General features: G+C 62.4%; 9 protein-coding genes. 3 read left to right on the forward strand and 6 right to left on the reverse strand.

What is annotated here, in order from left to right; genetic code table 11:
• Positions 1-68 precede the first annotated feature (68 nt).
• Positions 69-1,019, reverse strand: coding sequence for a DMT family transporter (locus SB765_RS22580; RefSeq protein WP_410912678.1), 951 nt, complete (start codon positions 1,017-1,019; stop codon positions 69-71).
• An 83-nt stretch (positions 1,020-1,102) separates the two neighbouring features.
• On the opposite strand from SB765_RS22580, the gene SB765_RS22585 reads away from it, so the two are divergent.
• Complete coding sequence (locus SB765_RS22585; protein WP_049276084.1) at positions 1,103-1,666, forward strand: helix-turn-helix domain-containing protein; 564 nt, start codon at positions 1,103-1,105, stop codon at positions 1,664-1,666.
• Between the two features lie 164 nt (positions 1,667-1,830).
• Here SB765_RS22585 and SB765_RS22590 read toward each other — a convergent pair whose 3' ends face one another.
• Positions 1,831-2,379: a cysteine hydrolase family protein gene (locus SB765_RS22590; RefSeq protein WP_410931976.1), complete on the reverse strand. Its 549-nt coding sequence runs from the start codon at positions 2,377-2,379 to the stop codon at positions 1,831-1,833.
• 141 nt (positions 2,380-2,520) lie between these two features.
• Between SB765_RS22590 and SB765_RS22595 the strand changes: the two genes are divergently transcribed.
• Positions 2,521-2,901 carry an antibiotic biosynthesis monooxygenase gene (locus SB765_RS22595; RefSeq protein ID WP_016500622.1) on the forward strand — a complete coding sequence of 127 codons (381 nt, stop codon included), beginning with the start codon at positions 2,521-2,523 and terminating at the stop codon, positions 2,899-2,901.
• On the opposite strand, the gene SB765_RS22600 is transcribed toward SB765_RS22595, so the two are convergent.
• On the reverse strand, positions 2,880-3,650 hold the full coding sequence (locus SB765_RS22600; RefSeq protein ID WP_410931977.1) for an alpha/beta hydrolase family protein: 771 nt from the start codon (positions 3,648-3,650) through the stop codon (positions 2,880-2,882). The two genes, SB765_RS22595 and SB765_RS22600, sit on opposite strands and share 22 nt — an antisense overlap.
• Positions 3,634-4,752: a DUF3182 family protein gene (locus SB765_RS22605; protein WP_410931978.1), complete on the reverse strand. Its 1,119-nt coding sequence runs from the start codon at positions 4,750-4,752 to the stop codon at positions 3,634-3,636. The genes SB765_RS22600 and SB765_RS22605 overlap by 17 nt, the downstream gene beginning before the upstream one ends.
• 220 nt (positions 4,753-4,972) lie before the next feature.
• Between SB765_RS22605 and SB765_RS22610 the strand changes: the two genes are divergently transcribed.
• The gene (locus SB765_RS22610; protein WP_410931979.1) at positions 4,973-6,781 is read left to right on the forward strand and encodes an aminopeptidase P family protein; all 1,809 of its coding nucleotides are present in this window, start codon (positions 4,973-4,975) and stop codon (positions 6,779-6,781) included.
• A 40-nt stretch (positions 6,782-6,821) separates the two neighbouring features.
• On the opposite strand, the gene SB765_RS22615 is transcribed toward SB765_RS22610, so the two are convergent.
• Together SB765_RS22615 and rhtA are read right to left on the reverse strand one after the other, a co-directional pair.
• On the reverse strand, positions 6,822-7,103 hold the full coding sequence (locus tag SB765_RS22615) for a hypothetical protein (protein WP_016500618.1): 282 nt from the start codon (positions 7,101-7,103) through the stop codon (positions 6,822-6,824).
• A gap of 191 nt (positions 7,104-7,294) precedes the next feature.
• Positions 7,295-8,182 carry a threonine/homoserine exporter RhtA gene (gene rhtA / locus SB765_RS22620; RefSeq protein WP_410912683.1) on the reverse strand — a complete coding sequence of 296 codons (888 nt, stop codon included), beginning with the start codon at positions 8,180-8,182 and terminating at the stop codon, positions 7,295-7,297.
• Between the last annotated feature and the right edge of the window lie 274 nt (positions 8,183-8,456).

Consider the following 8,456-nt stretch of genomic DNA (forward strand, 5'->3'; position numbering starts at 1 on the left):
ACAAACAGGCTGTGACAAGCTGTTTTTTTATAACAGTTTTTTACAAAGCATAGTCGCTGTTGTCATCTTTACAGGCCGGTCTGGCGCTCGCCTTCACTCTGGACGTCCTGTGCTTCGACGGTTTCGCGGGGGCGGCGTACCTTGAGTTCGCTGACTACCACCGCGATCACGATCAGCAGGCCACCGAGCAGCGCCACGCCCGGCAGGCGTTCGCCGGCGATGCGCCCGACGATCCCGGCCCACACCGGTTCACCGGCATAAATGAGGGTGGCGCGGGTGGGCGAGACCGACTTCTGCGCCCAGTTCATGGCCACCTGGATCACCGCGCTCATGGCACCCAGGCCTATTGCGCTGGCCAGCAGCAGCCAAGAAAAGTCGGGGATGCGCTCCTGGGTCGGCACGATCATCAGGAACGCCAGCAGCGAAGCAGTCGCCAGTTGCACCACGGTGACCCGGCGCACATCGACCTGGCCGGCGTAACGGCTGATCAGGATGATTTCGGCGGCGATCGCGACGGCGCTGACCAGGGTAACCACCTCGCCCTCGCTGAAGTGCAGGCTGCCGCCTTCCGGCCCGGCCAGCAGCATCAGGCCGATGAATGCCAGGCAAATGCCGATGCTGGGCATCAGGCCAGGCCGGCGGCCCAGCACCAGCCACTGCAACAGCGGCACGAACGGCACGTACAACGCAGTGATGAACGCCGACTGGCTGCTGCTGATGGTCTGCAGCCCCATGGTTTGCAGGCCGTAGCCGAGCATGATCGACACGCCTATCAGCATGCCGGCCTTGAGCTCGGTGAAGGTCAGCCCGGGCAACGCCCGCGCCGAAACCACGCCCACGAACAGCGCTGCCGCAGCGAAGCGCAGGCCGACGAAGAACATCGGGCCGCTGACGGTCATTACGTTATGCACCAGCAGGAAGGTGCCGCCCCACAACATGGTGATGAACACCAGCACCAGTTCTGCCTTGCTCAGGCGGAAGGTAACGGCGGGCGTGGGTGTTTTGCGGGCCTGGCTCATGGTCTTGCGCACTCGGAGGGGGCGGCGCACAATCGCCGCAAAGTGGGCAGTATACTGCGCAATCTCTACCAGTGAGCAATATAGTGCACAAAGATACTTCGCATCGGGCATCGGTGCTGCAACATGTAAGCCTCAACGTACGCAGCCTGCGCCATGCTTCCGGGTTGAGCCAGACAGCGTTGGCCGAGCGCTCAGGGGTCAGCCGGCGCATGCTGGTGGCAATCGAGGCGGGCGAGAAGAATGTCAGCCTGACCACCCTCGACCTGATCGCCGAAGCCTTGGGGGTGGCTTTCAGCACCTTGATCCAGGCACCGGACCAGCGTGACCCCGGGCGCATCGAGGAACTGGCCTGGGCCGGTGAATACCCGCAGAGCAAGGCCGTGCTGCTGGGTAGCAGTGCGGCACGGCGTGAGGTGGAGCTTTGGGAGTGGACCCTGGCACCGGGCGAGTGCTATTCCAGCGAGGCTGATGCCGAAGGCTGGAGCGAGCAGATCTATGTGGCAGAAGGGCAACTGACGCTGGTCATTGAAGGGGTTGAGCATCGGCTGCTGGTGGGGCAGTTCCATGTGTTCCCTAGCAACTGCCAGTATGCCTACCGTAACGATGGGGTGGTGGCAGTGCGTTTTGTGCGTAATGTGGTGATCTGAGTTTGCAAGCGTTGGGGCTGCTGCGCAGCCCATCGCGACAAAAGGCCGCTTCCACAGGGATCGCTAACGGTTCTTGCTTGCGCGTTACCTGTGGGAGCGGCCTCGCCGGGGCGTCGGACCGGTCGGAAAGGGGCGCAAAGCGCCCCCCATAGCTTTGATGCCGATCAGTTCTTCAGCAGCTCATCGGTCTTCACCACCGACGCATAGGCAAACGCCAAGGCTGCCATCGCCGAATCATGCACCTGCGCCGCCGGCACCTGCTTGCCGTCGAACTCCAGCGGCAGGGTAGCGCAGGCATCGTGCGCCACGGTCACCGTGTAGCCCAGGTCGGCCGCGGCACGGGTAGCGGCATCGATGCACATGTGGCTCATGCTGCCAACGATGGTCAGGGCTTCCACGCCATGTCGGTCCAGCGTGCTCTCAAGGTCGGTACCGAGGAAGGCGTTGACCTTGTGCTTGAGCACCACCGGCTCACCTGCCACCGGCTCGACCTTGGCGTGGATGGCCGCACCCTGCGAACCGGGTGCGAAAAATGGCGCATCGGCGCTGTCGAATTCATGCCGCACATGGACCACCAGGTCGCCGCGCTGGCGTGCCGCCGCCAGCAGCCGGGCGGCGTTGTCGGCCGCCTTGTCGGCGCCATCGAGGGTCCACTTGCCGCCTGGGAAATAGTCGTTCTGGATGTCGATGATGATCAGCGCCTGCTTGCTCATGCTGCCTCCTGTGGCAGTAGTTGTCGGGAGACGTTAGTTATAGGCTGTTTGCTCGGGCAGAAACCACTTGACCTTGACTTTGCTTGAGGTTTTACCCTGCTCGGCATCGCCAAGCATGCGTCCGTAACCAGGAGAACGTCGATGTCGGCAAACCCTCATGCGCTGTGGTTCACCCAGATGATCGAATACGAAGTGCCCAGCCTGTGCCAGCAAGCGCTGGCCCAGGCGCTGGTGGCGCGCAGCGAGGCGCTGGCCACGCGCTGCGAAGGGCTGCAGGGTGTCAGCATCCAGGCCAGTGACGATGGCAGCCGGGTGTTGCAGTACCTGCAATGGCAATCTCGCCAGGCGTGGGCGGCGGCGGCCGTGCACTTCGTCGAGGAGTCTTTCCTTGAACTGCTGGGCCAGCATCAGGCGCGGGGCGTCAACTTTGCCGCCTACCAGACCTTGCGCAGCCTGGTGCGTGGCGCTGATGGTGGCCTGCAGTGCGAGGTGGGTGAGCCTCAGGCATACCAGGGGGCGTAGTGCGGGTAGCGGTCCAGGCGGGCACCGATCACCATTTCGCTGATCCACGCCGCCAGGATCGAACTGTAGGCTTTCTGGCTCGCTTCGCTGGACAACGCGTGGTCGGCACCGTCGACGATGCGATGGGTAAGGGAGTGGGCGCTGACGAATGCCGAACGGTAGCTCATCAGCGTACTGTGCGGCACGTAGTCGTCCTGCTCGGACTCTACCAGCAACACATCACCGGCGAATTCTGCGCACGCCGCCAGCGCGCGATTGTCTGCCGGGCCCAGCGATTGCTGGCGGTAGGCGTTCAGGCGTTGGCGGTCGAGGGTTTGCTTGGGGATGTTCCATTCGTCGTCCCAGTACATGGCCGGCACCCGCAGGGCCAGCCATTTGACTGGCCGTTCGCGGGTCAGCAAGGTTGCCAGGTATCCCCCATAGCTGCTGCCGATGATGGCGATGGCACTGCTGTCTACGGCCGGATGGCTGAGCAGCCGGTCGTAGGCCACCAGCAGGTCCTGCAGGTTCTGTTCGCGGGTGACCGTCAGGCGTTGGCTTTCGGTTTTTTCGTGGCCGCGCAGATCGAAGGTCATGCACACGCAGCCCAGCCCGGTGATGTGCCGGGCACGGGCCAGATCACGCTGCTGGCTACCGCCCCAGCCGTGGACGAAGAGGATGCCCGGCATCTTGCTGCCAGGGCTGACCAGGGTGCCGACAATGCTGTCGTTGTCGACTTGCAGTTCAACGGTTTCACTCTGAACGGCCATGTTCGCGAATCCGTGCAAATTTGCTGAGTTGTCCGAGTTCACTGTCGTTTCCTTGGTAGAAGAGGGTGGCGTCAGCGGGCAGGTCGGGGGTGCCGAACACTTCATGGGTGGATGCACGCACCCGCTGCAATGCCGGGTCATCGGCAAATGCCTGCAGGGCCAGCAGCTCGGCACTGCTGGCACCGCCCAGGCGCCAGGATTGTTCGAGCACGCCGCTGCGCAGGTGGCCCTGGGGGGTCAAGCCGCGGGCGATGTCGTAGTTGCGCCGCGAGGCGATGAAACCGGGGAAGTGTTGCTCGGCGGCCTGCTCGTAGGCGATCGCCTGGTTGATGGCCAGGCGCACGTAGTCTTCCAGTGGTAATTGCAATAGCGCCTGGTAATCGCCACGTACCACCACCAGATCGGAGCCGCCGTACACCTCGGTGCCCTGATGGTCACGGGTCAGTTGCTGGGTGCCGTGATAGCTGCAGGTCAGGCCGGCGACGCGCACCTGGCCGACGCTGAAGGTTTCTACATCGCTCAAGTCTTCTTCGAGCACCAGCCCCCACAGCGCCAGCATCTGGTCATCCATGCCCGCCAGCAGAGGCTCTAGCGCGTCCGCACTGGTGATGACCTGCTGCCCCCGGCCTGCGCAGGCCAGCACGGGCTTGACCCTCAGGGGGCCGTCGAGCAGCAGCAATTGTGCGGCGCTGCGCGCATCGGCTTTACTGAACACGGTATAGCCGCGCAGCAAGGCGTCGCTTGCCTGTCGGGCGAAGTCGTCGGTCCAGCCCGGCGGGAAGCTGGCCCCGGCTGGTAGTGGGTGGGAGATTGCCTTGGTCGCCATGTAGGGGTGTGGCACCAGGCCGCCGAACAGGTCCTGCTCGCTGCGAATGCCCAAGGTGGCAGGGTGCTTGGGATCGACGAGCGTTTCGGTAGGTAGGTAATAGTAGTTATCAGCGGCGGTGGGTGCATGATCGGGATGGACGTGCTGGCATCCCAGCAGGCCGGCCAGGCCATCGGCTAGCTTCAGGTGCACGGCATGCTCATGGTCAGGCGTATGTTCGCGGGTATCGAGCAGCACTACGCCGGCTTTCGGTGCGCTGGCACTGGGCATGGTCATTTGCCTGTGTGCAATGAATGTACTGTGTCTGAAGCCGGTGTCCTGGGGAAGTTCAGCGGAACTTGATCGGTGGTCCTGGCCCTTTTGTAGGAAGCGTCCTGTTGGCACAGGGCGTGACGGGCAATGCATGCCGTGTCCTGGTCTTCCCGATTGCAGGGCTCTGGCGGCTGTTCCATTATCAGCGCATTGGATCAACCGTGATGTAGCCGCAGGAGAGCGCATGAACGTCCAGACCACCCTTGAACAAAGCGTGCCACAGCGCCTGGCGCATGTGCGCCAGGCCATGGCAGCAGGGGGCATCGATGCCTTGCTGGTACCTTCGGCCGACCCCCACCTTTCCGAGTACCTGCCCGGTTACTGGCAGGGGCGCCAGTGGCTTTCGGGTTTTCACGGCTCGGTCGGCACGCTGGTAGTCACGCCCGCTTTTGCAGGGTTGTGGGTCGATAGCCGGTACTGGGAGCAGGCGGATCACGAGCTGGCCGGTAGCGGTATCGAACTGATGAAGCTGCTGCCCGGCAAGCCCGGGGCGCTGGAGTGGCTGGGTGATAATGTCGAGCCCGATGGCAACGTCGCGGTGGATGGGGCCGTCATGGCGCTGGCGTCGGCGCGCCAGCTGGGTGAGCGGCTCAAGGCCCGTGGGGCAAGGCTGGTGACCGACAAGGACCTGCTAGCCCAGGTCTGGGTAGGGCGCCCGGCGCTGCCCGCCAACCCGGTGTATCAGCACTTGCCGCCGCACGCCACGGTAAGCCGGGCGGAAAAGCTCGCGCAATTGCGCCGGGGCATCCAGGCCAAAGGGGCTGACTGGCACTTTATTGCAACTCTGGATGACATCGCCTGGCTGTTCAACCTGCGTGGCAGTGATGTTTCGTACAACCCGGTTTTCCTGGCCTTTGCCTTGATCAGTCAGCAGCAGGCCATTCTGTTCGTGGGCCAGGACAAGGTGGACGCGCATTTGCGTCAGGTGCTGGCGGTGGACGGCATCGAGGTGCGCAACTATAGCGAGGCAGGCAACGCCCTGGCTGCTGTTCCGGTGGGGGCGCGGTTGTTGGTGGACCCTGCCCGTGTCACCTGCGGCCTGCTGGGGAACCTGGCGGCAGAGGTGGTGCTGGTCGAGGGGCTCAACCCCACCACCCTGAGCAAATCCTGCAAAGGTGACGATGACCTGGTGCATATCCGCCATGTCATGGAGCAGGACGGTGCGGCCTTGTGCGAGTTCTTCGCCTGGTTCGAGGCCAACCTTGGCCAAGAGGTCATTACCGAGCTGACAGTTGACGAGCAATTGAGTGCCGCACGTGCCCGGCGCCCGAACTTCGTGTCGCTGAGCTTTTCGACCATTGCCGCCTTCAATGGCAATGGCGCCATGCCCCATTACCGTGCCACCGAGCAGTCGCATGCGGTCATCGAGGGTGATGGCTTGCTGCTGATCGACTCTGGCGGGCAATACCTGGGTGGCACCACCGACATCACCCGTATGGTGCCAGTCGGTAGCCCCAGCCACGCACAGAAGCTGGACTGTACCCGGGTGCTCAAGGGCATGATCGCCCTGTCGCGTGCCACTTTCCCGCGAGGAATACTGTCGCCGTTGCTCGACGCCATTGCCCGGGCGCCAATCTGGGCTGACCAGGTCGATTATGGCCACGGTACCGGGCATGGTGTTGGCTACTTCATGAACGTGCACGAAGGGCCCCAAGTGATTGCCTACCAGGCGGCACCTGCACCGCAGACCGCGATGCAAGCGGGCATGATCAGCTCGATCGAGCCGGGTACGTACCGCCCGGGGCAGTGGGGTGTCCGTATCGAGAACCTGGTGGTCAACCGTGAGGCGGGCAAGAGTGCCTTCGGCGACTTCCTGCGCTTCGAGACCTTGACGCTGTGCCCCATCGATACCCGCTGCCTGTTGCCCGAGCTGCTGGCCAAGGAAGAGGTGGAGTGGCTGAACGGCTATCACGCGAACGTGCGTGAGCGTCTGGCACCGCTGCTCAAGGGTGATGCGCTGGCCTGGCTGCAGGTGCGTACCGCGCCCCTGTAAGGGCAAATGAAAAAGGGCAGCCTGTGAGCTGCCCTTTTTTCTACTTGCAGATGACGATCATGCTGCGGCTGGTGTAGCCCGCCGGGTTGATGCCGAACAAGTAATCACCGGCTTCTTCATCACTGTCACCAGAGCGGGCGATGACCCGGTATCCGCGCGTGCTGCAGGAGCTCTCGGCCTTGCTGTAGCAGTTGTCCCATGAGGAGGAAAGGCCGGAGCAATTGATATGCAGGCCCTTCTTGCCCCTTTTGACCTCAGTCTTGGCTGTAGCGGCACATCCAGCAATAGCCAAGATGGCCAGGATGAGAAAAATACGTTTCATTCCTGTCCTTAAATGCAGGGCGGATCAGCTGCCTGGCCCTGTCGTTATCGCTTCGCTTCTTCCTGAAAATATTCCCAGCGTCCGTGTTCGGTCCAGTAAATAGCGCAAAGATGATGATTCTGTGACAGCTTAATCAGCGAGACGGGCGGCTACAATCACTAATCCTGTCTCAAATGAAAATATTTCTCATATCAGTCTGCTGCAACAGCCGGTGTGGGCTCCTTGCGCATGGACAAGGTAGTGCCAACCGACGCGGCGATGATTGCCCCGATCGCCAGCCATTGGGTGAGTGTCAGCACCTCGCCGAGGAACAGCAGGCCGGACAGTGCGCCGAACGCTGGTTCGATGCTCATCAAGGTGCCGAAGGTGCGTGCCGGGATACGCGTGAGGGCAACCATTTCCAGGCTGTAGGGCAGGGCGGTGGACAGTACCGCAACGGCCAGGGCCATGGGGATCAAGGCAGGTGTGAGCAGAGCGCTACCGGCGTGGGCGATACCGATGGGGGCGACGAACAGGGCGGCGACTACCACCCCCAAGGCTGCACTCTGGATACCGTGCTCGGCCCCGGCGCGTTGCCCGAACAGAATATAGAGGGCCCAGCATACACCTGCGCCCAGGGCGTAAGCAGCGCCCACCGGGTCGAGTGCCTGGCCGCTGTGGCCAGCTGGCAGCAACAGCAGCAGGCCGGCGATGGCCAAGGCAATCCACAGGAAGTCGATCGGCCGGCGCGAGGAGAAGATCGCCACTGCCAACGGCCCGGTGAACTCCAGGGCCACGGCGATGCCGATCGGTACTGTTTGCAGGGCCATATAGAAGAGGAAGTTCATCCCGCCCAGTGCCATGCCATAGATGACCACGTTGCGCAGGGTGGCGGCGGTCATGCGTACCCGCCATGGGCGCAATATAAGCAGCATGATGATGCTGGCGAAGATCAGGCGCAGGGTGGTGGTGCCTTGTGCGCCAATGATGGGGAACATGCTTTTGGCCAGGGAGGCACCGGACTGGATCGATGCCATGGCGATGAGCAGCAAGCCGATCGGGAAGAGAGTGGCGGCCAGGCTGCGGGGCTGGGTGTTCATTTAGGTGCGGCGATCCTTGGGCGGGGTAGGGGTGAGCAATATAGTGCGCAATTGCTGGGGCGCGTGATAGCCCTCAAGTGGATTAGCCACAAATATTTCAAATCATTGAAATTAAAGGTTGACCTGCGTAATGACCGCCCTATAATGCGCACCATTCCAACGGGGTAGCGAAGTAAAGCTAGCCACCCGGTTGAGTCAAGTGTTTGAAGCTAAACGAGTTTCTCGCAAAAAACTTCAAAATAAACGCTTGACAGGCTCTGAGGAAAGCGTAGAA

The organism is Pseudomonas sp. SIMBA_067 (genome assembly GCF_046534675.1).
Lineage (GTDB): Bacteria > Pseudomonadota > Gammaproteobacteria > Pseudomonadales > Pseudomonadaceae > Aquipseudomonas > Aquipseudomonas putida.